Annotated in this window: 16 protein-coding genes; 9 read left to right on the top strand and 7 right to left on the bottom strand. The window is 57.2% G+C overall.

The genetic code is table 11. The features are described 5' to 3' along the window. Positions 1 to 102: 102 nt before the first annotated feature. The 3 genes from sucB to AOZ07_RS10525 all read right to left on the bottom strand — a co-directional run bounded on the left by sucB (position 103) and on the right by AOZ07_RS10525 (position 5,116). A complete protein-coding gene (gene sucB, locus AOZ07_RS10535; RefSeq protein ID WP_060701953.1) occupies positions 103 to 1,824 on the bottom strand; it encodes a 2-oxoglutarate dehydrogenase, E2 component, dihydrolipoamide succinyltransferase in 1,722 nt (573 codons plus the stop codon). A gap of 116 nt (positions 1,825 to 1,940) precedes the next feature. After that, complete coding sequence (gene lpdA, locus AOZ07_RS10530; protein WP_060701952.1) at positions 1,941 to 3,320, bottom strand: dihydrolipoyl dehydrogenase; 1,380 nt, start codon at positions 3,318 to 3,320, stop codon at positions 1,941 to 1,943. Positions 3,321 to 3,604: 284 nt separating this feature from the next. Continuing rightward, entirely contained in the window at positions 3,605 to 5,116 is a 1,512-nt protein-coding gene (locus AOZ07_RS10525; protein ID WP_060701951.1) for a leucyl aminopeptidase, read from the bottom strand. A 278-nt stretch (positions 5,117 to 5,394) separates the two neighbouring features. Between AOZ07_RS10525 and AOZ07_RS10520 the strand changes: the two genes are divergently transcribed. The 4 genes from AOZ07_RS10520 (at position 5,395) to AOZ07_RS10505 (ending at position 10,241) form a co-directional block, all read left to right on the top strand. After that, complete coding sequence (locus AOZ07_RS10520; RefSeq protein WP_236995166.1) at positions 5,395 to 6,339, top strand: proteasome assembly chaperone family protein; 945 nt, start codon at positions 5,395 to 5,397, stop codon at positions 6,337 to 6,339. Continuing rightward, entirely contained in the window at positions 6,336 to 7,598 is a 1,263-nt protein-coding gene (locus tag AOZ07_RS10515) for an MFS transporter (RefSeq protein ID WP_060701949.1), read from the top strand. Before AOZ07_RS10520 ends, AOZ07_RS10515 begins: the two co-directional genes overlap by 4 nt. A gap of 82 nt (positions 7,599 to 7,680) precedes the next feature. Further along, entirely contained in the window at positions 7,681 to 8,784 is a 1,104-nt protein-coding gene (locus tag AOZ07_RS10510) for a DUF4192 domain-containing protein (protein WP_075972480.1), read from the top strand. A gap of 254 nt (positions 8,785 to 9,038) precedes the next feature. Further along, positions 9,039 to 10,241, top strand: coding sequence for an RNA polymerase sigma factor (locus tag AOZ07_RS10505; RefSeq protein WP_098945506.1), 1,203 nt, complete (start codon positions 9,039 to 9,041; stop codon positions 10,239 to 10,241). A gap of 126 nt (positions 10,242 to 10,367) precedes the next feature. Here the strand turns inward: AOZ07_RS10505 and AOZ07_RS10500 are convergent, their stop codons facing one another. Then, on the bottom strand, positions 10,368 to 10,592 hold the full coding sequence (locus AOZ07_RS10500) for a DUF7455 domain-containing protein (RefSeq protein ID WP_060701946.1): 225 nt from the start codon (positions 10,590 to 10,592) through the stop codon (positions 10,368 to 10,370). A 221-nt stretch (positions 10,593 to 10,813) separates the two neighbouring features. On the opposite strand from AOZ07_RS10500, the gene AOZ07_RS10495 reads away from it, so the two are divergent. Beyond that, positions 10,814 to 12,922, top strand: coding sequence for a DNA gyrase/topoisomerase IV subunit B (locus AOZ07_RS10495; RefSeq protein ID WP_060701945.1), 2,109 nt, complete (start codon positions 10,814 to 10,816; stop codon positions 12,920 to 12,922). 87 nt (positions 12,923 to 13,009) lie between these two features. On the opposite strand, the gene AOZ07_RS10490 is transcribed toward AOZ07_RS10495, so the two are convergent. Both AOZ07_RS10490 and AOZ07_RS10485 read right to left on the bottom strand, forming a co-directional pair. Further along, positions 13,010 to 13,972 (bottom strand): M56 family metallopeptidase, encoded by a 963-nt coding sequence (locus AOZ07_RS10490; RefSeq protein WP_060701944.1) that lies wholly within the window; start codon positions 13,970 to 13,972, stop codon positions 13,010 to 13,012. Between the two features lie 23 nt (positions 13,973 to 13,995). Next, a complete protein-coding gene (locus AOZ07_RS10485) occupies positions 13,996 to 14,367 on the bottom strand; it encodes a BlaI/MecI/CopY family transcriptional regulator (protein WP_060701943.1) in 372 nt (123 codons plus the stop codon). Between the two features lie 383 nt (positions 14,368 to 14,750). Between AOZ07_RS10485 and AOZ07_RS10480 the strand changes: the two genes are divergently transcribed. Genes AOZ07_RS10480 through cydC form a run of 3 tightly spaced genes read left to right on the top strand, consistent with a single transcriptional unit; the run spans position 14,751 to position 20,741 of the window. Then, positions 14,751 to 16,352 carry a cytochrome ubiquinol oxidase subunit I gene (locus tag AOZ07_RS10480; RefSeq protein ID WP_060701942.1) on the top strand — a complete coding sequence of 534 codons (1,602 nt, stop codon included), beginning with the start codon at positions 14,751 to 14,753 and terminating at the stop codon, positions 16,350 to 16,352. Between the two features lie 23 nt (positions 16,353 to 16,375). Continuing rightward, positions 16,376 to 17,401 carry a cytochrome d ubiquinol oxidase subunit II gene (gene cydB / locus AOZ07_RS10475; protein ID WP_060701941.1) on the top strand — a complete coding sequence of 342 codons (1,026 nt, stop codon included), beginning with the start codon at positions 16,376 to 16,378 and terminating at the stop codon, positions 17,399 to 17,401. A 25-nt stretch (positions 17,402 to 17,426) separates the two neighbouring features. Then, positions 17,427 to 20,741, top strand: a complete 3,315-nt coding sequence (gene cydC / locus AOZ07_RS10470) for a thiol reductant ABC exporter subunit CydC (protein ID WP_075972479.1) — start codon at positions 17,427 to 17,429, stop codon at positions 20,739 to 20,741. Positions 20,742 to 20,811: 70 nt separating this feature from the next. Here cydC and AOZ07_RS10465 read toward each other — a convergent pair whose 3' ends face one another. Further along, entirely contained in the window at positions 20,812 to 23,436 is a 2,625-nt protein-coding gene (locus AOZ07_RS10465) for a DNA gyrase/topoisomerase IV subunit A (RefSeq protein WP_060701939.1), read from the bottom strand. A 98-nt stretch (positions 23,437 to 23,534) separates the two neighbouring features. Between AOZ07_RS10465 and AOZ07_RS10460 the strand changes: the two genes are divergently transcribed. Further along, on the top strand, positions 23,535 to 26,195 hold the full coding sequence (locus AOZ07_RS10460) for a bifunctional acetate--CoA ligase family protein/GNAT family N-acetyltransferase (protein ID WP_060701938.1): 2,661 nt from the start codon (positions 23,535 to 23,537) through the stop codon (positions 26,193 to 26,195). Positions 26,196 to 26,203 lie beyond the last annotated feature (8 nt).

The following is a 26,203-nucleotide window of genomic DNA, read 5'->3' as shown; positions in this document are numbered from 1 at the left end:
AGCCTAATCTAAATTCGACTGAACGTAGAAAAGCGACGATCGCCCCTGCTGATTCCTCAGCAGGGGGCGATCGTCGCTACGGCTAGAAGCCCTATTGGGAGCTTAGAGTCCCAAGTCTCCCTCGAAAGCGCCACCCTCAAGGCGAGCCTTGACGGTCTGCAGGAAGCGGCCTGCGTCAGCGCCGTCAACCAGGCGGTGATCGTAGGTCAGGCACAGGTACATCATGTGGCGGATGGCAATCGAATCGTTGCCATCTGCATCGGTGATGACCATTGGACGCTTGACGATCGCACCGGTGCCCAGGATAGCTACCTGCGGCTGGTTGATGATCGGGGTGTCGAACAGTGCGCCAACCGAACCGATGTTGGTGATCGAGAAGGTGCCGCCGGACAGCTCATCTGGACCGATCTTGTTGCTGCGGGTACGTGCAGCAACGTCGGCGATGCGCGAAGCCAGGCCAGCCAGGTTCAGGTCACCAGCGTTCGAAACCACTGGAACCAACAGGCCCTTGTCGGTATCGACTGCGAATGCCAGGTGCTCGGCATTGTGGTAGGTGATTTGCTGGGTCTCTTCGTTGTACTCAGCGTTCAGCTTCGGGTGAGCCTTCAGGCCTTCGGCAACAGCCTTGGCGATGAATGGCAGGTAGGTCAGGTTCACGCCGTTGGTGGCCTTGAAGCTGGCCTTGGCCGAACCGCGCAGCTTGACGATGCGGGTCATATCGATCTCGTGGACCTGGGTCAGCTGAGTCGATACGTCCAGGGACTCGCGCATGCGACGGGCGATGACCTGACGGATGCGTGGAGCCTTCTCGGTGGTGCCACGCAGCGAGGAAACCTCAACTGCTGGCGCAGCTGGCTTTGCAGCAGCTGGTGCAGCGGCAACAGGAGCGGCCGGTGCAGCTGCTTCCTTGGCAGCAACTGCGTCAAGCACGTCCTGCTTGCGGATGCGACCGCCAACGCCGGTGCCCTTGACCGAGGCGATGTCGATGTCGTGCTGGTTGGCAAGGCGGCGAACCAGCGGGGTTACATAACCCGACTCGTTGTTCGACTCGGCAGCTGGAGCAGCTGGAGCAGCTGGAGCAGCTGGAGCGGCCGGAGCCGGAGCAGCTGGTGCCGGTGCTGCAGGAGCGGCCGGGGCCTCTTCCTTTGCAGGCGCTGGAGCAGCAGCTGGTGCTTCTTCCTTGGCTGGGGCAGCGGCAGGTGCAGCGCCAGCGGCACCGATCACTGCGAGCACGGCGCCAACTTCAGCGGTCTCGTCTTCTGGAACGCGAATTTCCAGCAGAGTACCGGCTACTGGCGAAGGAACTTCGGTGTCAACCTTGTCGGTGGAAACTTCGAGCAGCGGCTCGTCAACGGCGACTTCCTCGCCAACTTCCTTCAACCAGCGGGTAACGGTACCTTCGGTCACCGATTCGCCCAGTGCAGGCAAAGTGACCTCGGTGCCGGAAGCGGAGCCGGCTGCAGCTGGTGCAGCAGGTGCTTCTTCCTTGGCTGGTGCTTCCTGTGCAGCGGGTGCAGCTGGAGCTTCTTCCTTCGCTGGTGCTGCTTCGGCAGCTGGTGCAGCTGGAGCTGATTCGCCCGAACCGGAACCATCGCCAATGCGGACCAGAGGCGCGCCAACTTCAGCGTCCTCGTCCTCTGCGACAAAAATTTCCTCGATGACGCCAGCTACTGGCGAAGGAACTTCAGTGTCTACCTTGTCGGTGGAAACTTCCACCAACGGCTCGTCTACCTCTACACGGTCGCCAACTTGCTTCAGCCAGCGGGTTACCGTACCTTCGGTAACGCTTTCACCCAGTGCGGGTAGGTTTACGGTTTCAGACATCGTCCCGTATCTCCTTGGTTTTTAAAACTTGAATTGTGGGTGGAGGCTAAGCCTCCGAGCTTTGCGGACTAGGCAGCGCGTTGCAAAAACGCGCTGCCTAGGTGAGCCAAAAGCTATTAGCCGTGCAGTGGAGCACCGGCGAGAGCCATTGCGGCTTCGCCAAGGGACTCGTTCTGAGTTGGGTGTGCGTGAATCAGCTGCGAAACATCCTCTGGGTAAGCTTCCCAGTTGACGATCAGCTGGGCTTCGCCGATCTGCTCGCCGATACGGCCGCCGATGCCGTGAACGCCCACGATTGGGCCGTTCTTGACGCGAACCATCTTGATCAGGCCGCTGGTGCCCAGGATCGAAGACTTGCCGTTGCCAGCCAGGTTGTATTCGGTGGTTTCGATCTGGTCGGCGCCGAACTTCTCCTTGGCCTTTGGCTCGGAGTAACCGACCGAAGCGATCTCCGGCTCGCAGAAGGTCACCTTCGGGATGTTGATGTCCTCGATGATGGTTGGCTTCATGCCGTGGATTTCCTCGGCAACGAAGCGGCCATGCTGGTAGCCGCGGTGTGCCAGCTGTACGCCTGGGACGATGTCGCCAATTGCGTAGATGTTGCCGACGCCGGTGTGCAGGCGCTCGTCGGTGATCACGAAGCCGCGATCGATGGTGACGCCCTGCTCCTCGAAGCCCAAGCCTTCGGTGACTGGGCCACGGCCGACTGCAACCAGAACGATGTCTGCTTCCAGTACGTTGCCGTCAGCCAGCGAGACCTTGACGCCGTTGGCATCCTGCTCGACCTTTTCGAAGAAGACGCCGGTGTTGAACTTGATGCCGCGCTTCTTGAAAGCGCGCTCCAAGGTCTTGATGATGGCTGGGTCTTCGTTCGGCACGAGCGAAGGCAGGCCTTCAACGATGGTGACATCGACACCGAAGGAGTTCCATACCGATGCGAATTCAACGCCGATGACACCGCCACCGAGCACGATGGCGCTCTTTGGCAGGTCTTCCATGTTCAGCGCTTCGGTGCTGGTCAGCACGCGACCGCCGATTTCCAGACCGAAGGTCTTGGAGGTGGAGCCGGTAGCCAGGATGATGTACTTGCCCTTGTAAACGGTGCCATCAACGTCGATGGAATCCTGGGAGACAAGACGGCCGTTACCAGTGATAACGTTGACCTTCTTCATCTTGAGCAAACCCTGCAGGCCCTTGTGCTTTCCAGCAACAATGCCTTCCTTGTACTTGCGCACGCCAGCCAAGTCGATCGACTCCAGCGAGGTGTTGATGCCGTACTTGGCACCCTCGCGAGCGTTTTCGGCCAGCTCTGCAGCGTGCAGGTAGGCCTTGGTTGGGATGCAGCCGGTGTGCAGGCAGGTGCCGCCCAGCTTTTCTTTTTCAATCAATCCAACGGTGTAGCCCAGCTGGATGGCACGCAATGCTGCCGAGTATCCAGCGGATCCACCGCCGAGGATGAGGACATCAAATTCTTGCGTTGCTGCCGAATCGGCCACGTGAACGCTCCCTCGTATTCGCTAAGTGTGGCCGGCTTTGGCCGACCAGGGGATCGGTCGCAGATCATTGGGAGCATGACGCCTGTTAGCGCGCACCATTGATCCACGGTGATGTTTCAAAACTTACCTTAGTACCGCTAACCGGAAAGAGTCACCTTCGCGGGCGTAAAAGTCAGGCATGTCTCTTATTTTTAATCTGTTCCCGGCAGCAATCGCAGGTGCGCGTTGATGCCGGGAACACTTTTGTTTCAGCGCAGCCCAATCAGTGAGCTGTCAGGCGGTCATTAATTTGAGGCCAGCTGCTCTGCGTAGGCTACGAGAGTGCGCACCTGCGAGCCGGTGCCGTTCTTCGGCGTGTAGCCCCAGGCACTGCCTTCATTGAATGCTGGACCAGCGAAGTCAATGTGAGCCCACGGAATCTTCTTGCCGTCGACCTCGCCAACAAATTCTTCCAGGAATACGGCGGCGGTCATCATGCCACCCATGCGCTCACCAATATTTGCCAAGTCGGCTACCTGGGACTCAATGCTTGGACGCAGTTCCTCGGGCAGCGGCATGCCCCAGGCCAATTCGCCAACCTTGTCCGAAACGGACACGAGATCGTCCCGCACCTGCTCATTGCCCATGATTCCCGCGGTGCGCAGACCCAAAGCAAGCATCTGGGCGCCGGTCAGGGTAGCGATGTCGATCATGACATCCGGCTTTTCCAAGCTGGCGGCAGCCAACCCATCGGCCATGACCAGGCGGCCTTCTGCGTCCGTATTCAATACCTCAACAGTCTTGCCGCCGAACATGGTCAGCACGTCCCCCGGACGGGTCGACGCGCCACCGGGCATATTCTCGGCCAGGCACAGCCATGCAGTGACCTTGACGTTCAACCCCAACTCCGAGATGGCAGCGACGGCCTGGAAAGCCGCAGCGGCGCCGGACATGTCCGACTTCATGGCGTGCATGCCGGCAGCTGGCTTCAGCGAGGTGCCACCGGTATCAAACGTGATGCCCTTGCCGATCAGCGCAATATGCTTAGCGGCCTTGGCGGGGGAGTACTCGACCTTGACCATGCGAGGCTGGCGCACCGAACCGCCACCGACGCCAAGCAAACCGCCAAAACCGTCCTTGGCCAAGCGCTTCTCATCGAAGACCGTGACCTTCAACGGCAGTGGCTTTGAGTAGTCCTTGACTGCGGTTGCGAAGGATTCCGGGTACAGCAAGTTTGCCGGGGCATTGATCAAGTCCCGCGTGCCGCGCACTGCGCGGCCGAGAATGGCAGCGCGCTTGAGCGCTGCGGGGACGTCCTTGGAAGTCGCGACGGCGGTGGCGATCTGCGCCTCGGCCAGCACCGGCTTGTCGCTCTTCTTCGAGCGCTGGTTCTCGTAGCGGTAGCTGCCCAGGGCAATGCCTTCGGCAATAGCCGCCACGCGCTCGACGCTTTCGGAAGGCAGCGCGAAGATGGCTGTTTTGGCATTGCTGAGCTGACGGGCAGCTGATCCGGCCGCACGGCGAAGCTGTTCATCGGTCAGGTCGGACAATTTCGCGATGCCCAGGCCAATGAACAACAGGACCTTTGCCTTAGAACCCTCTACTCCTGGAAGCAGGGTAACTTCATCGGCTTTCCCTGACATCCCCAAGGCAGTCAGTGACTGCTCTAGCGACGATGTGGTTTCCGAGGTGAACGGTGAAGCTGCGATGGTTGCTTTTCCATCGTTCTTCAGCACGCCCAATACCAAGGTGTCGGCGCTCTTGCGTTTAATGTCAGTGCCAATGGCGCTCAAAGTGAGGTCACTTGAGTTGATCACAAAATCATTCCTTCTGTGCCTTTGTAGGGTCTAAGGTCAAGAATTCCGGAATGGTAATCCGGAAGGTAGTGCATGCTCGCGGGCAACGCATCTGCTATCTCCGATGTTATCCGAGGAATCAGTTCATCGTGCGTCACTTCACAGCGAGCGTAAGCGCAGAAGCGATAGTATGTAATATCGCTCTGAATATGGGGTGCCAAGCAGTGTCTAGTGGTGCTGAACTCGGGTTTTAGGGAGTTCGACATCGAATCGAGGAGAAAATGTCCAAGGAATCGTTGATGACGATGGTCGCAAACGACTTGGATGATTCACGCCTCCAAGGACTTGGCATGTACGTCCTGCTCAAGAGCATGAGCGATGCCGGGCAGACGCATTCCCAAGTGACAAATGAACTTTTCGGGCGCCTCGATTCCATGCTCTTTGCCACGTTCGACGCCGATGAATTGGTTGCCTACACCTCTCAGCGACCTCGGCTGACTTTCCTCGGTGACCACTTTGCCGGATACCAGGCACCTCGCATCGAGATCTACTTGATGACCGATGAGATGGACCGCAACTTCTGGTTCTTAACCGGAGTGGAACCTGACCTCAAATGGGAGCGGGTTATCGCCGAACTCCTGGGCTTCATCGAAGCCTTCAATGTCTCTCTCGTTGTTGGATCAGCATCGCTTCCAATGCCGGTTCCGCACACTCGGCCTGTGGGCGTGACCGCTCACGGAAACCGCAAGGATTTGATTGAGAACATTTCCACTTGGAGCCCCACGGTGGAATCGCCAGCCGGGATCACATCCCTGTTGGAGATCCGGATGGCTGAAATTGGCAGAGACATCGTAGGATACTCACTTCATACGCCTCACTACCTTGCTGAATCCGAATATCCGGCAGTTGCCGTGGCAACTTTGGAATATGTTGGAGCAGCACTGAAACTCGCACTTCCAACGGACAAGCTTCGTGAAGCTGGCCGCCTGGTCGATCAGCAGCTGGCTGAGCAGCTCGAGGCAAATAATGACGTGCGCCAGATGGTCGACGGATTTGAAGAACGCTTTGATGCGCATGTTCAGGAACATGAGCCCCGTTCACTATTGCTTGACGAAGACAAGCAAATGCCGGACGCAGAAGAACTGGGAGCCAGCGCTGAGCACTTCCTGGCGGCCATCGAAAATACCGATGACTGGTTAAGAAACGGACAAGACGATTCGTCGTCAGGTGATCAAGACCAGTGAGCCAACCGCATTTGAATTCGACCAAAGCATGGTTGGTTTATGGCTTTGCCATCGTTGCCTACATATCTGCAATATCCCAGCGCACTAGTTTCGGCGTGGCAGGCATTGAAGCAACAGAACGCTTTCACGCCAGTGCTCAAATTCTCGCGACCTTCTCCGTCGTCCAGCTAGTCGTTTATGCGGGCGCGCAAGTGCCAGTCGGATTGCTTCTGGATAAATTCGGCCCGAGGATCCTGATTACCTGCGGTGCGTTGCTGATGGCTGCCGGGCAAGCTTTCCTTGCCATCTCAGTGAACGTCCCTATGGGATTGATCGGCCGCGTGATGGTAGGCATGGGCGACGCGATGGTCTTCGTCTCAGTCCTCAAGCTCCTGCCGCTATGGTTCTCTGGATCGAAAATTCCGGTCCTCACCCAGCTCACCGGAACATTTGGCCAGCTCGGCCAGCTGATCAGCATTTTCCCGTTCCACATGATGTTGCTGAACGCCGGATGGTCTACCTCATTCTCGGTCATGTCGGGTTTTGCTTTCGCCACATTTATTACCACGATCGCCTTCGTGCGCAACGGCAACGGCTGGGCTGGTCCTTCACACGGAACACACTCTTCCAGGTCGCGCATTGCGCAAGCGCTCAAGCAGCCTGGCACCCGACTTGGTTTCTGGACGCACTTCACCACCGCGTTCATGATTAACACGTTCATGATGACTTGGGGATACCCCTTCCTAGTTGAGGGCCAAGGCCTGGATAGCGCGCTAGCGTCGGGAATGATGTCGATCTTCGTCGTCGTAGCTGTTGTGCTAGGACCTGTACTTGGCGCCCTTACCGCGCGACGTGCCGACCACCGTTCGAACTATGCTCTGGGCATCATTGGATTGATGCTCGCCATGTGGGCAGTAGTCCTGTGCTGGCCAGGGCAGGCTCCGCTCTGGGTGCTCATCGTATTGATGATTAGCGTGGCAGCAGGCGGTCCCGCATCGGTCATCGGATTCGATTTCGCCCGAACTTTTAATCCCCCACGTGTATTGGGGACGGCAACAGGGCTAGTAAACACCGGCGGTTTCATTGGCGCATTCATCACTATTTATGTCATTGGATTCATCCTCGACATGCTGAACAAAGCCAATGGTTCTTCAGGTGAGCTGTACAACCTGGGGTCGTTCAGAATTGCGCTCTCGTTCCAGTTCGTCATGGCAGCGCTGGGCATAACCTTCATGCTGATCGAACGCCGGAAGGCACGGCGCTACCTGGCGGAGCAGTAAAACCTGTTTCAGGGCTTCGAAGTTCTCCACAAGTAGTGGCGAGTGCAGCACCTGATGATTCATGCTCGTGCACCGTGGATGCATGACAACTACTCCAGAACGCCAGCCAATTTCACTGTCCAGCTACAAGGACATCTTGGCCTATGTGCCGCATGCTTTGGGATTTCATCCACGCAATTCAGCGGTATTGCTGCTAATCGACGACGATCGTCTCGAAGCGACTCTCCGGGTCGATCTACCGCCTACGGAACATGCGCCCGATCTTGAAATCTGGATCGACCAGGTCTGCCGTTTGCTGCACCGTATTCCGAACATCGATGATATCGCTGTAGTCATCTATGTTGCAGGCAATGCCGGTGGCTCGCAGGTTGTGCCGCTATCGAGTCTAGTTGCCAAACTAGAGACCGCTCTGACGCATCAATCGATTCGTTTGCGACATGCTTGGTGCCGGCAGGATTCCAGAATCTGGACCTACGGCACCGAGGACGGGCTAGATGTGCAAGATGTGCCGGCGCTCGATACAAATGAAACTAATCTGTCCATGGTCCTGGCAGGCTCGGCGCCGTTGGACCAGCCGTGGGATGGCAGTGGCGTACCGGAATGGTCGAACGCTGACGACGTGCTCCAATTGGTGGGTAACCAAGATGCCAACATCATGGTGTCTCTCGATGCGTGGCACGAATCATTGTCACAGCCAGCCACCGTATCAACAGCCGAGCTTCATTCAGATCCGCAGCGGGCGGCCATCCACTTGGGATCGCTGCAAACAAAATTAGTCAGGGACCTGTTGCCGTTTTTGGCGGGCGAGGGTTTGGAAAGCGCGCTGGACATTATTTTCGGGATTTCGGTCGACGAGCGAGAGGGCGCGGTCGCCCCGTTGGCAGACTACCTATTGGGCCGCGGATGGTACGCGCCGGATTGGGAGAGAGTTGACCGGTTGTGGGAACTGTCCCGTGATCTATTGGGTGTAGCCCAAGATGAACCACGACAGGCGCTGCTGTGCATATTGGCCTGGATTGAATGGGCGCGAGGTCGCGGTTCGATGGCGCTGGTGCTATTGGAACAGGCAGTGCTGGAGAACGAAAAGTATGAACTAGCCATGCTTCTCCAAAAGCTTATGGAACACGGCGTGATGCCCTCGTGGGCAACTGATCAACTGCGGGCGTGGCGCGCGAACTTTTCCTGAAACTCGGTCCTTGGGGTGTCTCAAGTGGTGTCTGGGTGGTAATTCATGGATAATGAGATAACAGACCCGGTTAGGTTCGAATTGCCTTCGCCTGAAATCTATGGATTTTGGGAACATAAGGCGGGCTTGAAGCGTTGATAACAATGTGCCAGCCCTGCGGCGTTTAGTCAGTGATTAAACGTCATCGGACTTGACAGGGTCATAGTGGTGTTACCGGCAGGTGCATCCGGAACGCATCGTTAGAAAGGTTATTCGTGTCATCTTCTGAGACGAACGCTAATCGTCAAGCAACTGAAGCCGAGGTCAACGAGGCTGAAGCATCGGCAGAAACTCCTGCGGCGAAGAAGCGTGCTACCAAGGCCAAGCCTCGGACCAAAAAGGTAGCTGCAGACAGTGCAGCGCAGGACGAATCAACCGCAGCGGTGGCAGAAGGCGACGAGGAAGCCGAGGCTGGAGCGGATTCCAAGCCTGAAGACGATTCCAAGGGCTTCACGCTTTCCACCGGAGATGACGATGCCCCGCAGCAGCAGGTCATGGTTGCCGGCGCAACCGCGGACCCCGTCAAGGACTACCTGAAGCAGATCGGTAAAGTCGCCCTGCTGAACGCAGAGCAGGAAGTCGACTTGGCGCTGCGCATCGAAGCTGGCCTGTTTGCAGCAGACAAGCTGGAAAAAGACGACGGCTCAATGGATCAGCGTTTGCGCTGGGACTACGAGCAGATCATTCACGACGGCAAGATCGCCAAGAACCACTTGCTCGAAGCCAACCTCCGCTTGGTTGTATCGCTGGCAAAGCGCTACACCGGTCGCGGCATGCTCTTCTTGGACCTGATCCAGGAAGGCAACCTGGGCCTGATCCGCGCGGTTGAAAAATTCGATTACACCAAGGGCTTCAAGTTCTCGACGTACGCAACTTGGTGGATCCGACAGGCAATTACCCGTGCAATGGCTGACCAGGCTCGCACCATCCGTATTCCGGTTCACATGGTGGAAGTCATCAACAAGCTGGCTCGCGTACAGCGCCAGATGTTGCAGGATCTTGGTCGTGAACCAACCCCTGAAGAGCTGGCCAAGGAACTGGACATGACCCCTGAAAAGGTTGTTGAAGTTCAGAAGTACGGTCGCGAGCCTATTTCCCTGCACACGCCACTGGGTGAAGATGGCGACTCCGAATTCGGTGACCTCATTGAAGACTCCGAAGCTGTCGTTCCCGCTGACGCAGTCTCGTTCACGCTGTTGCAGGAGCAGCTTCACTCCGTTCTGGACACGCTCTCAGAGCGTGAAGCGGGCGTTGTTGCAATGCGCTTCGGCTTGACCGATGGCCAGCCTAAGACTTTAGACGAAATTGGCAAGGTCTATGGTGTTACGCGTGAGCGTATCCGCCAGATCGAATCCAAGACCATGTCCAAGCTTCGCCATCCGTCGCGCTCCCAGGTGCTGCGCGACTACCTCGACTAAGCCAACATGATCATATGGCCAGCGGAACAGACTGTTCCGCTGGCCATATTTTTTGTTCGCCGTTTAAAAAGAACTGGTGGCTCAACGCTTGTTGGGCCACCAGTTTGCAATTAGTCTCGAACGGAATCAGTCGTTGGCTTCGACCTTCGGCTTTTCGTAGAGTCGCGAAGATTCGTCCTGCCAAACTGAGGACTGCGGGCGCAGCTTTGGTTCCACATCGCGGGCGTGGTGAGCGCAAAACAGCAGTTCACCGCCGGTTGAAGCCAGCACGGCTCGCACATAGGCCTGTGCGCCGCAACGGTCGCACCGGTCGAGTGCGTTCAATTCACGACTAGCGGTCGTAGTAGTCATTGCCAGCCTCCTAAAGTTGATGGTTACTCAATAGAACCAGTTCGAGCCCTGACTTTATCCCGAAAACCGGTGTCTTTCGCTCACCGCGTAGTAGATGTGGATAAGGTCATAGCTATCGAAAGCACGCGAAGACAGCGGAAAATGGCGGATATTCGAACACATTAACGATTAGAATAGGACTCACGACGTCCTTTCTTATGTAGGTAGGAGACAAAGGCCCAGTGGCTTCATCCGACAATTACAACGCTCGACACCTTTCAGTCCTTGAAGGATTGGAAGCGGTCCGCAAACGTCCCGGCATGTACATCGGATCCACGGACTCGCGAGGCTTGATGCATTGCCTCTGGGAGATCATCGATAACTCGGTTGACGAAGCATTGGGCGGTTTCGGCCAGGCGATTGGCGTAGTCCTGCATGCCGATGGCTCCGTTGAAGTCCGAGATGATGGCCGCGGTATTCCCGTGGATATCGAACCTAAAACTGGACTGAGTGGCCTGGAAGTCGTATTCACCAAGCTTCACGCTGGTGGAAAATTTGGTGGGGGATCGTATAGCGCCTCCGGAGGCCTTCACGGCGTCGGTGCTTCGGTCGTTAACGCACTTTCCGCACGTCTAGATGTGGAAGTGGACCGCGGTGGAAAAACATACGGCATGCAGTTCCGTCGTGGCGAGCCAGGAAATTTTGCCGACAAGGGGCGGAAGAAGGCTGAAGCAGCATTCACTCCCTACGAGGCAGCAACGTCCCCAGAAGTCATTGGCAAAGCTAAGCGTGGAGTAACCGGTACACGCATTCGGTACTGGGCGGATAATCATATCTTCACCCCCGATGCGAAGTTCTCGTACAAGGACCTGCAAGACCGGGCACGGCAGACCTCGTTCTTGGTTCCCGGCCTGCGCATCACGCTTCGTGACGAACGGGGCCTGCCGGATACACCCGGTGCTGATGGACCGCATGAAGAGATTTTCCAGCACGACGGTGGCATCAGCGAGTTTGCGGAATATCTCAGCAGCGACTCGCCAGTAACTGATATTTGGCGTTTTCAGGGAAGCGGCTCTTTCCATGAGAAGGTCCCTGTCATTGACGACAAGGGTCGCAGCCACATCGAAGACGTCCAGCGCGTGTGCGAGGTCGACGTCGCGCTACGGTGGGGGATCGGCTATGACACTTCGATCCGCAGTTTCGTCAACATTATCGCCACGCCCAAGGGCGGTACACATAGCGCCGGATTTGAGCAGGCGCTGCTCAAGTCATTCCGCAAAAACGTCGAGGCAAATGCCCGAAAGCTCAAGTTCGGGCAGAAGGACAAGCTAGAAAAGGACGATGTTCTAGCCGGGTTGACTGCAGTTCTTACGGTCCGTCTCGCCGAGCCGCAGTTCGAGGGGCAGACGAAAGAAATTCTGGGCACTCCGCAGGTACGCCAGATCGTCTCCAAAGTAGTCGAGAAGGCGCTTAACGACCGGCTGGGCTCCAGCAAGCGTGCGGAAAAGGCTGAAGCTTCCACTTTGTTGGAAAAGGTGGTTAACGAGATGAAATCTCGTGTCTCCGCCCGGATGCACAAGGAAACTCAGCGGCGGAAAACCGCTTTGGAATCCTCAACGCTTCCCACAAAATTGTTGGACTGCCGGAGCAAGGAAGTCGGCAAGTCTGAACTGTTCATCGTCGAAGGTGACAGCGCCCTGGGCACGGCACGCCTAGCTCGTTCCAGCGAGTACCAGGCGTTGTTGCCCATCCGAGGTAAGATCCTGAACGTCCAGAAGGCCTCCATCTCGGATATGCTCTCCAATGCGGAATGTGCCGCGATGATCCAGGTCATTGGTGCTGGCTCGGGCCGAAGCTTCGATATCGAGCAAGCCCGGTACGGAAAAATTATTCTCATGACCGATGCCGACGTGGACGGTGCACATATCCGCACGCTGTTGCTCACTCTCTTCTACCGCTACATGCGACCGATGATTGAGCATGGTCGTGTCTATGCTGCTGTGCCGCCATTGCATCGCATCGAAGTGATCAATCCTGGATCGAAACAAAATGAAGTGGTGTACACCTATTCAGAAGCAGAGATGAACAAGCTGCTTGCTCAGTTGGAAAAGGACGGCAAGCGATACAAGGAGCCGATTCAGCGCTACAAGGGCCTTGGCGAAATGGATGCCGATCAGCTGGCAGAGACTACCATGGACCAGCGTCATCGAATGCTGCGCCGAGTGGGAATCGAACACGCCCAGGCTGCTGAAGAAGTTTTTGATTTGCTTATGGGATCTGATGTTGCGCCGCGCAAGAAATTCATTATTGACGGTGCGGACGATCTGGAACGCGAACGAATCGATGTCTAGGCATTAAAAGTCGAAGCCGTTGGCTTGGGCAATTCTGCTCAAGCCAGCGGCTTCATGCATTAACGCGAAAACGACAAGACCGCTTCATTACGCAAGCAGCCGCGGCGCCACGAGCAGGACGGTCGGGCAGACCAGCAAGAGAATCGTGCAAGCTAATACGAGATAGCGTGAGGCCCGTCCTAGCGGAGCAACTGGAGTCAGCAAGCGTTGCAAGCGTCGTGACGAAACTTCACCGCCGGGCATCCCCACCATCTCTGCGTTCGATGCGTTTCGCTGGCCGGATACTCCATCAGCGTCTGCTGCGGCGGTGGCTACCGCAATGATGGCCTTCAGGAGGGTTTGGCGGTTTACCTTTTCCAGGGCCTTATCATCGGCCAGCATTTCAATTAGCTGGCGCACTGCCTCCAGCGAGAGCTTAGACGTTGGCAGCCAAGGCAGGGCTTCGTTCCATGCTGTGAAAGCCAGAATTAGCAAGTCATGCCGTTGATCCAGATGCGAGCGCTCGTGGGAGATGACTGCCTGTTGTTCTTCGGCAGTGAGTTGCGTGATCAGTCCACGGGAGAGAACAGTCACGGATTGCGAGATGCCCGGAACACAGTAGGCTACAGGCATATCGTGATCAATGACCAAGGTGTTGGGGCGAGTTTCCGACGGGTTGCTGAGCAATCGCAGGAGGTGCCGGTGTTTTGCCCGCTGCCTAGAAGTTCTCCAGGCGGCGCGAATCAGGGTCAACACCAAATGCAACCCGAATAGAAGCGCCGTGCTCAGCGCAAAAAGATGGACGACACCGGGGTAGCGTACGGTCGGATCGCCTGTGAGAAGCCGCCAGCTGCCGTGCAAGGCCGAGATGAGATCGTCGCCCAATGGAGTCAGTCCCCAGACCAGCATCGAGCCGATCATGGACAGGCCACCGCCCAAAGCGATGGCTTGCCATAGGAGTACAGCCTGGACAGGCGCACGAGTGGTCCATTTAGCCTTTGATAAGGCCAACGGCGTCGGCCAGGCTAATGCGATGGCCAACGCCGCTAGGAAATATGAGGTGAGAAGCACTCAGTCCCCGAAGTGTGAATAAATTATGCGGACTTTACTGAGTCCAAGATAGCACGCAATGAAGCTGCCTCATCTGCGGAGATTCCACCGATGAATCGAGCAAGAACTGCTTCGCGATCCTGGGCTGTGCCCAGTGCTTCGTTAAGAAGGCCAACGGTGTGGTCTTCTCGTGAGGATGAAGCAGCGTAGCGGTGTGGGCGGCTAGAGCGCTCGCGCTCAACCAAGCCCTTCTTTTCAAGGCGCGCAAGCACAGTGAGCACCGTTGTAACTGCGAGTTCTTTCGCATCGGCGCCAAGTGCCGCGAGCTCATCGCGAAGGTCGTTCGCGGTGAGCGGTTCTGTGGAATCCCACAGCAAATCCATGACGGAACGTTCTAGATCGCCAAGGCTGGCCACTAGGTCTTACCTCACTTGCATTAGTACTTTCGCCGCATGCTCCAGGACTAGCCCTCGGCACACTGCTTGAAACACCTATTGTAGCGATTTTTGTTCGAGATTTCTACGACACGTAAAAGAGTGACAGATTCGGCTTTCCGCTTGCCGTCGCCGGGCCAATGGCCGGCTTCTACCTGCAGTGCGAACGGATGCCGAACCCGTAAGGGCCCTTCGGGCTGGTGCTTGCTTTCTTCTGGTGGGACCGAGTCTTCGCGATGTGGCTGGGATCAATCTCCCGCGACTTCTACAAGCTGTCGAAATGGTCTATGGTGATACTTGAAGGCATTTCTACGGAACGTAGAAAAGTCTTGGAAGATCCCAACACGCAATAAATTGAGGATTCAATGGATGCACTAGAAATTGCCCGCTGGCAGTTTGGCATAACCACGGTCTACCACTTCCTGATGGTTCCGCTGACCATCGGGCTGGGACTAACAGTCGCCGTCTTGCAAACTATGTGGCATCGCACCGGTAACGAACACTGGCTGCGGATGACAAAATTCTGGGGCAAGTTGTTTCTGATCAACTTCATCATGGGCGTGGCCACCGGCATCGTGCAGGAATTCCAGTTCGGGATGGCTTGGAGCGAATACAGCCGTTATGTCGGCGACGTATTCGGTGCGCCACTGGCCATGGAGGCGCTCCTCGCATTCTTCGTAGAATCCACCTTCCTCGGGCTCTGGATTTTTGGCTGGAAAAAATTGCCGAAGCGCCTGCATCTGGCAACTATCTGGTGCGCGTCGCTGGCTACCATGGTCTCGGCGTATTTCATTCTCGTCGCGAATTCGTGGATGCAACATCCGGTCGGCACCCAGATTATCGATGGTCGCGCCGTAATGACCGATGCCTGGGCAGTATTCACCAACAACACAGCGCTGGTCACCTTCCCGCACACACTTTTCGGGGCGTTCGCCGTCGCAGGCGGATTCTTGCTTGGGATCTCCTGGTTCCACCTTTACCGGCGTCGCAAAGCTGGAATCGACACAGTTGATGCAAACGGCCGAGTGATCATTGGCGAGGATCTGAGCCGGGGGAAGAACCGCGACAAGACCGACTATCAAGTATGGATCAAATCCTTGCGGATCGGTGCAAGCGTTGCCGTGGTCGCATTCCTCGGCGTCGCGTTGACCGGGCACGAACAGGCCAAGCTCATGTTCGAGCAGCAACCGATGAAAATGGCCTCTGCCGAAGCTGCATGCCACGACGGGACGGGTTTCTCGGTCCTGTCACTGGGCGATATCACTGCTCATGGCTCAACCGACTGCGACGATGTCGTGGCAGTATTTGAAATCCCTGGAATTCTTTCCTTCCTTGCCAACGGAGATTTCACCACCGAAATTAAAGGCGTCAACTCACTGATTCCGGAATACCAGGAAAAATACGGAAAATACTACCCCGAGGATGAATCCTTCGGCCAGTATGCAGGGCAAGAAATCGACTACCTGCCAGTCATGGAAGTTACCTACTGGGGTTTCCGCTTGATGATCACCTTCGGCGGGCTCTCCGCAGTTGCTGCCGCTATCGCGTTATGGATCACGCGCAAGGGAACCGTTCCAGATAATAAATGGATCTCCCGACTCGCAGTATTGGGAATTGCGGCTCCCTTCGGAGCCAACGCCACCGGGTGGATCTTCACCGAAATGGGCCGTCAGCCATTCACCGTGGCACCCAACCCTCAAATGGGAGGGGTTGACCAGGTCTTCATGTACACGGCGGCCTCTGTCTCGCCCACGGTAAGCGCTGGAGAACTTTTGTTCTCGCTGATCTCCCTGACTTCGATCTACGCCGTCCTGCTCGTTGTGGAACTGGTGCTTTTGACCCGTTATATTCGCGGCGGAGTAGCTTCTGCCATGCCGGAACTCGAATCAGCAGAAAAACACGATGATACCGGCGCAACACCACACGATGGCAATGACGACGATGACGTCTTGGCATTCGCCTACTAGCCTTACGGACGAAGGAGAAAACCATGGAATGGCTACCAACACTCTGGTTCATTGTCATTGCGATACTTTGGTGTGGCTACCTCTTTCTTGAGGGCTTCGACCTCGGCGTAGGCATGCTTATCGGCCTCGGTAAGAGCACCGAAAAACGAAAGCGTTTGCTGCTCAATACCATCGGCCCGGTATGGGACGGCAACGAAGTATGGCTGCTTACTGCCGGTGGTGCCACTTTCGCCGCCTTCCCGCATTGGTACGCTTCGCTCTTCTCTGCGCTCTACATTCCGCTCACCATAGTGCTGATCGCCTTGATCTTCCGTGCGGTTGCAATCGAATATCGAGGCAAGGCAATCACTGCGCTGACCCGCAGGGCATGGGATCTCGCATTGGGCCTGGGCTCCCTAGTTGCAGCATTTGGCGTCGGCGCTTTGCTCGCGTCCACCACGCTGGGCCTGCCGCTGAACCAAAATGGGGACCGCATCGGTGGCGCTTTCGCTTGGCTCACGTGGCATGCGGTGCTCGGTGGAGTCGCCGTGGTGGCGTTCTGCTGGATTCATGCACTGGCTTTCCTGCGGTTGAAAACCGATGGACCAGTACGGGAGGAAGCCGGAAAGCTTGTGGGACGCTGGCTGCCGGTAGCTGCACTTCCAATGCTGCTTTGGGCTGTCTGGGTGCTCGCCAACAACAATTCAACAATCGCCTGGGTATGCCTAGCGCTGTCAGTTGTGGCGCTGATCGCCGCAGGTGTCATGGGCCGGTCTGGAAAAGAAGGAAAATCCTTCATCGCGCTCGGAGTCATGCTCCTGGCAGCAGTTGCAGCGATATTTGTCGCGGCCTATCCAGTGGTACTGCCTTCAACGCTGGACTCGGCGTTTGATCTAACCGTTGACAACGCATCCAGCACTCCCTACACGCTCAAGCTGATGAGCATCGTGGCTGCTTTTGGCGTGCCATTGGTTTTGGCCTATCAGGCGTGGAGCTACTGGGTATTCCGCAAACGGCTGCGTGAGGAACATATTCCTGAAACCCACCACGTGACTTCAATCGTTAAATAATTGAACCGGACCTGAAAGTCGAGCTATGCCAGCCCCAAGATTCCTTCCAAAAGAACTGATTTCACCACGCCAATTCGCTGTGTTGACGTGTTTTTCAGTCTTCAAGGTCTTGGGGCTGGTGCTTGTCGCCTACTCGTTGGGAACGTGGATTGCGACCATGGCCTCCGGTGCAAAGAGCGATCCCCAACTTTTGCTCGTTGCAGGCGCTGGCGCCATACTGCGCGCACTCGCCGCGTGGGGATTAAACGCGGGCGCGAGGCGTATGGGGATGGGAGCCAAGGAACGGATGCGGATGCAGCTGCTAAGCTCCGAGGCCTCGCACCCTGTGATTGTTCCGGCAACGCAAAACTCAATCCCTGTGGTAGCCACACTGGCCAGCCATGGAATTGAGAAGCTGGACGATTACTTCACAAAGTTCATTCCAGCTCTCATTGGTGCCGCTGCTGTTCCGCTTTTGCTCGGCATCTACATTCTGCGACTCGACTGGATCAGCGCGGTGATACTGCTACTGACGGTTCCCTTGATTCCGGTGTTCATGGCGCTCATTGGAATGCATACGCAAGACACGCTCAAAGAATCGCAATCATCCCTCGACAGGTTGGCGAGCCAGCTCTATGAACTAGCCCAAGGGCTACCTGCGCTCCTAGGCCTGGGCCGGGCACGTCAACAAGGCAACGCCATCGCGCAGGTCGGCGAGAAGTACCGTATTGCCACCATGGCCAATCTCAGGACCGTGTTTATGTCCAGCTTCTGGCTGGAACTTATTTCAACGCTCTCTGTAGCAGTGCTAGCGGTTTTCATCGGCGTGAGACTCGTCAACGGTTCGATGGAACTGTCCGCAGGATTTACCATCCTGATTCTGGCGCCGGAGCTCTTTTCGGCCCTTCGTGAAGTCGGGTCTGCCTATCACGCGGCCGACGACGGCCTGGCAGCCTATCAGCGGTACCAGAATATGACTGCGGCTGCTCCAAGCACTGCCACTATCGGTGCCTCGCCAGCGCGGGCATCCAAGGTTCTGGAAATTGAGAATCTCAGTGTGCGATACGAAGGCAATGAACAAATATGCAAAAACCTGAACCTCAGCCTGGGTGCGGGGGAGCGGAAGATCATCGCTACGTCTAGCGGTACGGGCAAGACAACTCTGATCACGCTAATCGCGGAAGCAAGCTGCAGCGACAATGCTTTTGATCCAGAATTGGTTCAAGGCACCATTCGAACTTCGGGTTCCATAGCCTTGATCAATCAGCATCCGCGTTTTGATGCGGAGACCGGGGAAGAGCAACTAGCTCAAGACATTCACACACCAAGGCCCGGACTTGTCAGTGAGCTGGCAGAACGCCTGTCGATGGATCACATGCTTGGGCGCAAAATCGCCGAATACTCGCCCGGCGAACTACGCCGATTAGAAGTACTGCGGGCCGTGGCACGCCTGCACAGCGACCCCCAATGCACCTTGCTCCTGGCTGATGAGCCGACGGCTCACCTTGATGACGATAACGCGTCGGTGGTACGCCAATTGCTCAGCGAAATCCCTGCACGCTGCGCAGTTCTCATTGCAAGCCATGATCCATTGATCGACAACTCGCAGGGACGTGGAGCCAGTATCACGCCGAAACCAGCATGGTCGGGCCAGGAATCCGATCATCGGGCTAGCGGCATTCAAGATGCAGTGCCCTCCACGGCATTGGATCAGAGCCGACAGCGGTTTAACCCTCGTCGAGAACTGCTCAGAGGCTACAGGAGCGCGCCCAAAGCCGTGGCGTGGGGAACGATCAGTGTCTTGTGTGCCGTCGCCTTGGCGGCATTGAGCGGATGGCTGATTGTTGAAGCCAGCTATCAGCCACCGATCCTCCACTTGAGCGTCGCTTTTGTCATGGTCCGCGCCCTGGGAATCGGCAGAGCAGCTTTCCGCTACTTGGAACAGCTGGCCATTCACGATGCAGTCCTCGAATACGCCGGGAAGCTTCGCGAAAAAATTTGGAACGCCATGGTGGCCGACCCTGCCCGCTGGGGACTTTTTAGCCGGTCGTCTGTCGTATTGCGTTTCTTCCTGGCGGAAGTGGATGAACTGCGTGACCAGCTTGCGCGAGTGGTTTTCCCGCCAATCTCAGCAATATCCCTCTGGGGCGTCGCAACCGTAGCCTTGTTCCTCATCCAGCCGGAATTCGGATGGACAGCGGTCATCGCTGGCATTCTCCTGGCTTTCCCCGTTAGATGGCTGGTCCAGAGAATTGAAGGACAGCATCTGGTACGCCAAATGACCCATCGAATGGCCATGAACGAATCCGTTCTGGGAATCTTGCGGCATAAATCAGCATTGCGGATTAACGGTTCCCTCAACGCGGCTCTCGCTTCAGTCAATAGCGCTGAACAGGAAAATACCAAGGACGCGCAACGCCACGCGCTTGGCCAGGGGAGTGCTCCTGCGCTCGCCGTATTGCTCAGCGTGCTGATGGCGATTGTGGTGGCCGCGGTTTCCCAAAGCTCGGCATCGTTGACTGCGTTGGCCGTGCTGCTCAGCCTGGCCTTGGGTGATAGCGCCACCAGCGCCCTGCTGGCGGTCCAGCAAGGGCAAGCCTTGAAACAATTGACCGGGCTTCTGGAGCAACACGGGCTATCCACCCAGGACCAGCAAAGCCGCGAAAACGATCACGCTGCCAGTCTCACCCCGGAGGTTGCAGGATTCGAGCTGGACGAAGTCAGCCTGGGGTACGGCCATGGACCAAATGTGCTCGACAAGCTGACCGCGACCATTCCGCAACGCCGATGGACCGCAATCGTTGGTCCTTCCGGTTCCGGGAAGTCCACTCTTATGACCGCATTGCTTGGGGCCTTGCCGGTGCGCGCCGGCACCTTGAGCCTCATTGACGAACGCGGCATGCGCAGTCCGGTTCACGGGGCCAAGCTGAACTCCGTGGCGTGGTGCCCGCAGGAAGCCCACCTGTTTGATTCCTCGATACGTCGCAACCTGATGCTCGGCGTAGCCGAAGGGGAGCAACGCGAGGATGCGCAACTTGTCGAGGTGCTACAGCACGTAGGATTGCACTCCTGGTATCAGCAGCAAGCCGAGGGGCTGGAAACAAGGATTGGTTCTGGCGGACATCATCTTTCAGGAGGCCAGCGCTGCAAGATGGCCGTTGCCCGTGCCCTGCTTGGCGGACATCAAGTGGTTCTGCTCGATGAGCCCACAGCGCACTTGGGAGCAGACGAGGCCGCTGAACTGATGGATACGCTGCGCCGTGCTCTGCAAGATCGCACGGTCGTGCTCATTACCCACGATGAGCGATTGGCCGAACAGTGCCATGAACGCATCCAGCTGGAAGCCAAGGTTGCTGCTTGATCCAACTAGAAAAGTGCTGCAACAGATCGCGAATCCGTTGCAGCACCTTTTCCGTGTCGAACCCAGCTGCCTAGAGAATTACTCCGCCGTCGTCAAAGGGCAAGGTATCTTCGCCCGGGTTGAACGCCGGGGCTGCCTTCGGATGCTCGTCTTGAACTGCGTTGCCCACTGGTGCGTCGGCAGGTGAGTCCGGTGCCTGGGCAGCGGATGATTCGGCAGCGCTCAAAGAACCGCCGAGGATGTTGACGGTCTGTGCAAGCGGTGCCCCGGATCCATCACGCTTTCCGAACTCTGTCGGCAAGGCCCGAACCACACCGGCACTTGAACTAGCTCGCGCTGGTCCCTGCCCGGCAAAGGCAAGCTGCAGGTGGTCTTCACCCTTGATGAAACGGTGGGCGCGAACACCGGCCGTGGCACGCCCCTTGGCGGGGAACTCGGCAAACTCGGTGAGCTTCACCGACTGGCCAGAAGTTCCAGGCAAGGTTTGCGAACCCGCAGCAATGGTCGCCACTACGGCATTCTGTGCCGACGGGGGGACGACACCAAAGAAGATGACGTGGTCATCGGCGCTGAGCTTGATTCCGGCCATGCCGCGGCCGGTGCGCCCCTGCGGGCGCACAGCAGAGGCAGGGAATCGCAGCAGTTGCGCACCGCGGGTGAGGAAGACCAATTCGTCGTCTTCTCCAGCCACCGCAGCGGCAACCACCGCATCGCCGTCCTTGAGCGTAATGGCCTCGAACTCGTCACGGTTCAACGGGTACTCCGGGGTCACTCGCTTCACGACGCCCTGACGGGTACCAATGGCCAGGACCTCATTTAATGGAACGAGCGCGATGACCGTTTCATTCTTGGGAAGTTTCAGGAACTCGGCCACCGGAACACCCTGTGCCAGCTGCGGGAACCCGTGGGACTCAGGCAGCACGGGCACGTCAATCAGGGAAATGCGCATGATCCTGCCGGTGCTGGTTAGTGCGCCGATTTCGCCGCGGGCACTGGAGGCCACCTGGGAGATCAGCACATCGTGCTTAATCCGGGCTGAGGCGAAGTCCAGCTGGGCGCGATCGTGGGTGCGAGCGATCTGGCCGGTGGCTGAGAGCAGCGCCCAGCACGCGCTATCGGAAATCTCCATAGTCAGCTTCACCTGCTTGCCGCTGCCGACCGCTTCCGGCAAGGCGGTGCCCTTGAGCGGAGCGAGCTGCGCGGACTTGAGGAGTTTTGTCCGACGAGGCGTGCCGAAGGTCTCCGCCATGGCTTCCAACTCCTCGGAGACCACAGAACGCAGCAATTGGTCGGATTCCAGGATGGCTCGCAGCTTCTCGATTTCCTCGCGCAGCTGCTCTGCTTCGGTTTCCAGCTCAAGCTTGGAATATTTGGTCAGCTGGCGCAGGCGCAGTTCCAGAATATGGTTTGCCTGTGGCTCGCTGAGGTCAAAGACCGTCATCAGCCTCTGGCGTGCTTCATTGGTCTGTTCCGACGAACGGATGATGGCGATAACGTCATCAATATCTACGATGGCGATCAGCAAGCCCTCGACCAGATGCAGGCGGTCTTCACGCTTGGCCAAACGGTAAACGGTGCGTCGGCGCACGACATCAAGCCGGTGGTCGACATAGACCGTGAGCAGTTCACGCAATCCCATGGTCCGCGGTTGCCCATTGACCAGGGCAACGTTATTGATGCCGAAGGAATCCTCCATGGGGGTGTACTTGAACAGGCTAGCCAGCACCGCATTGGCGTTGAAGCCATTCTTCAGCTCAATGACCAGCTTCAGGCCGTGGTGGCGATCAGTCAGATCAACAACATCAGAGATGCCGACGATCTTCTTGTTGTTGACGCCGTCCTTGATCTTTTCGATCACCTTTTCAGGCCCTACGCCGTACGGCAGCTCGGTGACCACCAGCGCCGACTTGCGTGCCGAGACCTTTTCCAGCTCTACCGTAGCTCGGGTGCGGAACAGGCCCCGCCCGGTGCGGTACGCATCTTTAACGCCGTCGAGGCCGATGATGCTTCCGCCTGACGGCAAGTCAGGACCCGGGATGAACTTCATCAGTTCTTCGACCGTGGCTTCGGGCTCAATGAGCAGATGCCGCGCGGCCGCGATCACTTCGCCCAGGTTATGCGGTGCCATGTTCGTTGCCATGCCCACGGCGATGCCGGTGGTTCCGTTAACCAAGAGGTTGGGGAAAGCCGCCGGGAGCACCTCGGGCTGCATGAACTGGTTGTCGTAGTTCGGAATGAAGTTCACGACGTCTTCATCCAGGTTCGCCGTCATCGCCACAGCGGATGCGGCCAGTCGCGCCTCGGTATAGCGTGGCGCCGCAGGTCCATCATCCAGCGAGCCGAAGTTGCCGTGCCCATCAATGAGCGGCAAGCGCAGCGAGAAGTCCTGGGCCAGTCGAACCATCGCATCATAAATGGCGGCGTCGCCATGCGGGTGCAGCTTTCCCATGACTTCGCCCACCACGCGGGCGGACTTGACATGGCCCTTTTCGGGGCGCAGCCCCATTTGGGACATCTGAAAAAGAATTCGACGCTGTACTGGTTTCAGTCCGTCACGGGCGTCGGGAAGGGCACGTGAATAGATGACGGAATAGGCGTACTCCAAGAAGGAGGATTCCATTTCATTGGTGACGTCGATATCGACGATATTTTCAACGAAATCCTCTGGAATCTCTTCAGACTTCTTACGAGCCATTACTCTATTTGTCCTTCATCTGCTGTGGTGCGGCCGGGGCCGTCGATACTTCGTGTTGCGTCTGGGCACATCACCAAGGTCGCGACTATTCTAAGCCTATGGTGGATCGTAAACTTTCGGCGGCATATCCAGCGCATTGGGAAGCAGATGTTGTGCTTCGCGACGGAACAACGGCACATCTGCGGCCCATCACCCCAATGGATGCGCAGGCCCTGCAAGAGATGCACAAGCATCAATCCGAAACCTCGGTCTACCTACGCTATTTTACGTACAAGTCCTCCCTGACCCCTAAAGAGCTCGAACGGTTCACCAACGTCGACCATGTGAATCGAGTCGCCTTCACAGTGGTGCGCGGATCAAGGATTATTGGTGTTGGCCGTTATGACCGGCTCGATGATCCAAAAGAGGCCGAAGTTGCCTTCAACGTCTCCGACGAATATCAGGGGACTGGCATTGGCTCGATCTTGCTGGAGCACTTGGCAGCAGCAGCCCGCGAAAACGGCATCGAGAAATTCTCGGCCGAGGTACTTCCGGAAAACCGCAAGATGCTGACGGTCTTCTCGGATGCAGGTTACGCGGTGGCCAGGCACTTTGAAGACGGGGTGGTGATGCTGGAATTTTCCATCAGCCCCACCGAGAAGTCTCGTGAAGTCACCGAGTCCCGGGAGCACCGAGCGGAAGCGAGCAGTGTTGCAGGCCTATTATCACCACAGTCGATAGCGGTGATCGGTGCAAGCCGCACCTGGGGAAAATTAGGCCATGACGTTTTGGAGAGGATCGTCGAGTCCGGTTACACAGGCACCGTCTATGCGGTGAACGATGCTGCCCTTGAAGTTGGAGGTATGGTCGCTTATGGCAGGGTCACCGAACTTCCCGGCGCCGTTGACGTGGCGGTCCTATGCATCCCAAGAGAGCGAGTCCTGGAAGCCATCCAGGACTGCGCCAAACATGGGGTGAAGGCACTGATCATCATGTCCGCTGGGTATGAATCTGCTCAAGGGCTCTCGGCCCAACGCGAATTGGTCGCTTTGGCCCGGGCCAACGGCATGCGTGTGGTGGGGCCGGCATCCCTTGGACTCATCAATACCGATCCCTCGGTCAATCTGCATGTTTCGGGTAGTCCCGGAGTTCCGAGCCGGGGCAATGTGGGTTTTTTCAGCCAATCGGCTGCGATGGGGATGATCCTCCAGGGCGTGGGCATTCAACAAGGCGTCGGCGTCAGCAGCGCAATTTCTGCTGGCTTGCGCGCCGACGTGTCCGGCAATGACGCCATGCAGTTTTTCGAGGATGATCCGCGCACGGACGTTGTTGCCATGTACTTGGAATCCTTCGGCAACCCACGAAAATTTGCCCGCATTGCGCGCAGGCTAGCGCGTCGCAAGCCAGTGGTCGTGGCGAAAACTGATGTCATGGGCCGCCGGCTCCCGCCAGGCCACTCGGTACGCGTCGGGCAAGCGCCAGCAGGAGCGATGAACGCCATCTTGCGCCAATCCGGTGTCATTCGCGTTCGCTCATCGGAAGAATTATTGGATGTGACGTCCTTGCTGTCGGTATTCCCGCCACCCCAGGGGCCAAATGTCGCAATCATCTCGAATTCTTTGACCATCGCCGAAGTCATTTGCGATGTCGCCGAGGACCGGAACCTCAACGCCGCCATTCACGGCGAAGAACTTGATTACAGCATCGGGCAATCACGGGCCATTCCCATGCTCCGGCGGCGGCTCAAAGAGCTCGTTGAGGACTCGGACGTGCATACTGTGCTTCTGGCGCACCTGCCCTATTCCGGACTTGAAACCTCAGCGGTTTTAGAAGTTGCCCGCGAATTCCTTGACCAGCCGAAGCCGATTGTGGCTTTGGTGCCAGGCCTGTCAAGCTCTGAAATTACCGGCGGCGTGAAGCAAGGAGTTCCGCTATACACGTCGCCCACTACGGCCATTGGCGCCTTGGCGAAAGCGTACGGCTATCAGCAATGGGTGGATGTTCCCTACGAACCCATCGAGGACCCGGACGGAATAGACGCCGAAGGGGCAGGCGAATACCTCGCAGAACTAGTGGCCACGGTTTCAGGCACCAACCTGCTTGAACTTTCCGAAGCCCAAGCGCAAAAGCTGCTGGGGTTCTACGGAATTCAGATCTACGGTTCCCGGGTAGTCAACACGGTTTCAGAAGCCATAGATGCGGCGGATGAACTTGGCTGGCCGGTCGCCCTGAAAGCCAACGATCCAGACCTGCGCCAAAGACTGGACCTCGGAGGGGTCCGCTTGAGCATTCCAGATAAGCAGAGCCTGGAGGCAAACTTCACCCATATGAAGCTGCTGATGCGCAACTACGGCGTCGATGCTCTCGAGGTTCAAAGCATGGCGCCGGCCGGGCAAGCCTGTGTAGTGAAAGCGGTCGAGGACCCATTGCTTGGCCCCGTGATCTCCTTTGGGCTCAGCGGCGATCCCGTGAACCTCTTGGACGATTGGGCCCACGGCGTGGCACCCCTCTCAACACATGATCTGGAGCAACTGATTCGTCGTCCCCGAAGCAGCGTCAGGCTACTGGGATATCAAGGGCTTGCCGCGGTGGATCTGGAGGCATTAAAAGACTTTGTTACCCGCGTATCGCTCTTCAAGGACAATCATCCTGAGGTCACTGTCGCAAAGTTCGCTCCAATCTCGGTCTCGGCCAATTCGCTGAGTGTCTTGTCAGTTAATATCCAGATCAGCAACGCTGAGCAACGGACTGACAGCGTGCGCCGAGCATTGCGAAGCTGAGCAGTTGG

Source organism: Glutamicibacter halophytocola, from assembly GCF_001302565.1.
Classification (GTDB): domain Bacteria; phylum Actinomycetota; class Actinomycetes; order Actinomycetales; family Micrococcaceae; genus Glutamicibacter; species Glutamicibacter halophytocola.
The sequence above is the reverse complement of the archived record's forward strand: the minus strand, read 5'-3'. Positions and strand labels throughout refer to the sequence as shown.